Annotated in this window: 2 protein-coding genes; both read left to right on the top strand. The window is 35.1% G+C overall.

Annotated elements, in window-relative coordinates; translation table 11 throughout:
- Nucleotides 1-487 precede the first annotated feature (487 nt).
- Entirely contained in the window at nt 488-1,156 is a 669-nt protein-coding gene (locus RU93_RS11810) for a recombinase zinc ribbon domain-containing protein (RefSeq protein ID WP_084131470.1), read from the top strand.
- A 288-nt stretch (nt 1,157-1,444) separates the two neighbouring features.
- Nucleotides 1,445-1,963: a ClbS/DfsB family four-helix bundle protein gene (locus RU93_RS11805; RefSeq protein ID WP_071131225.1), complete on the top strand. Its 519-nt coding sequence runs from the start codon at nt 1,445-1,447 to the stop codon at nt 1,961-1,963.
- Nucleotides 1,964-2,123: the final 160 nt, after the last annotated feature.

Below are 2,123 nucleotides of genomic sequence, written 5' to 3'. Positions count from 1 at the left end.
CCTTGTGTGAGGGGCTGCGAGACCGCTTCGATCCTAGAATTGCTGAAGCACGAATCTAGCGTCACTCACATTTCATCTTTTGACGTAGCTGAGACAAGGTGTTTTTCTTCGATCCGCTAGTGGTTAATCTCTTTTTGGTGCAAATATGGTTTAGAATTTCTTTGCATGGCTTAAGGGAGTGGAGAATCGGATATTAGTAGGATTTACATCCACAGATAAAAATAGGCTTGATTTTAACAGCGAAACTAAAATACCCTACTTAAATGAAGTGATAGATTAGATGTTGGGTTGTTAGGAGATGCTTAAAAATCCTATGCAATCAATAGTTTTTAGTGTTTGTTGACTTGATCCCTAAATCGCCTGAGTACTAAACGTTGAGTGTGTCTGCTTACTGTCACTAGCCAGTAAGTGAGACTGTAGTTAATCTCATTTTCCCCAGTATTATGTTGAAAATAGCCATGAAGCGATTATTTCTAAAGAGTTATTTTTGCAGGCTCAAGAAGAAATTTATCGGAGAAGCAATATCTACACAGGAGAAGGCAAGAACAAAAGAATTTATAGTAGCAAGTACGCTTTAAGTGCCATCACCTTCTGTGGATATTGTGGCGATATTTATAGGAGAACCTATTGGAATATTCATGGCAGAAAAGAATTTGTCTGGCGATGCGTGACTAGAATCGAGCAGGGTCCTGAAGTTTGTAAGAACCGAACCGTAAAAGAAGATGAACTCTATGGTGCGGTAATGACCGCAATTAATAAGCTACTTGCTGGTGGCAACAATATGATAAAGACACTGGAAGAAAATATTCATGCGGTGATTGGAGAAACCACAGAATACCAAATTTCAGAGATTAACAATTTACTAGAAGAAAAACAAAAAGAACTCATCAAGCTGGCCAATAAGGGTCAAGATTATGAACATCTAGCAGATGAGATTGATGAGCTGAGAGACAAGCGACAGACCCTTTTAGTAGAAGATGCCTCCCTCAGTGGCGAGAATGAACGAATCAATGAGTTAATTACGTTTATACGCAAGAACAAGTTACGATCCCTAGAATATGACGATAGGCTAGTAAGGAAGATAATCGAGAATGTTACAGTCTATGAAGACCGCTTCATCATATCCTTTAAATCTGGCATTGAAATGGAAATATGATTTAAAAACAGAGCATGGGTTATGTCCATAGGTAACTAAAACCTTTAGGAACTAAACTAATGCTCTGCTTTTAATTAACAATGAATTAAGTTTACATATTTCTCGTTGATAGACAGTTGATATAAAAGTTTATGATGTATTATATACATTTTATTAGTGTGTGAAGTGAAAAAATAATTGACAAATCATTTTTTCGAGATACTATTACGTTAGACGTTATAACGTTACGCGTATTAGTTGAAAAAAGATTATTATCAATTAGACCTTGTATTAATAACAGGAGGTATTATGAGAACATATAAAGATAAAGAAGAGCTAAAATTTGAGATAAATAAAAGTTTTGAAAAGTATATTTCTGAATTTAATAATATCCCAGAATCACTGAAAGACAAAAGCGTTGACGAAGTTGACAGAACACCATCTGAAAACCTTGCTTATCAAGTTGGCTGGACAACATTGCTCCTGCAATGGGAAGCCGATGAGAAAAATGGCTTAACAGTAAAGACACCATCAGATATGTTTAGGTGGAATCAGCTTGGTGAATTATATCAGTGGTTTTCAGATACCTATGCAAATTTATCCTTAGAGGAGTTAAAGGATAGGCTAAACAGAAATGTTATTTCAATCAATAAAATGATTGATGTACTAAGTGATGAAGAATTATTTTTACCTCATATGAGAAAGTGGGCTGATGAAGCTACAAAAACAGCAGTATGGGAAGTATATAAATTTATTCACGTTAATACTGTTGCTCCTTTTGGGACTTTTAGAACCAAGATAAGAAAATGGAAAAAGATAGCACTATGAAACTAAGTTCAGTTATTTGGAAAACTATTCTCATAAGTACAATCCTATCTGGATATGTTCCCTCAAAGAGAATTAAGTAAAAAAGGAAAATGGAAATTGTCCTTTGACAGCTATGAATTCCTCTCAAAACATGTGGAAGCAGTATGTCTGTTAACAAGAA

It is taken from the genome of Enterococcus aquimarinus (genome assembly GCF_001885765.1).
In the GTDB taxonomy this organism is placed as follows: Bacteria; Bacillota; Bacilli; order Lactobacillales; family Enterococcaceae; genus Enterococcus_I; species Enterococcus_I aquimarinus.
This window is presented reverse-complemented; position numbering and strand designations above follow the sequence as displayed.

Coding starts and splice junctions, on each gene's coding strand:
- RU93_RS11805 (WP_071131225.1), top strand. CDS start 1,445: ATGAGAACATATAAAGATAAAGAAGAGCTAAAATTTGAGATAAATAAA.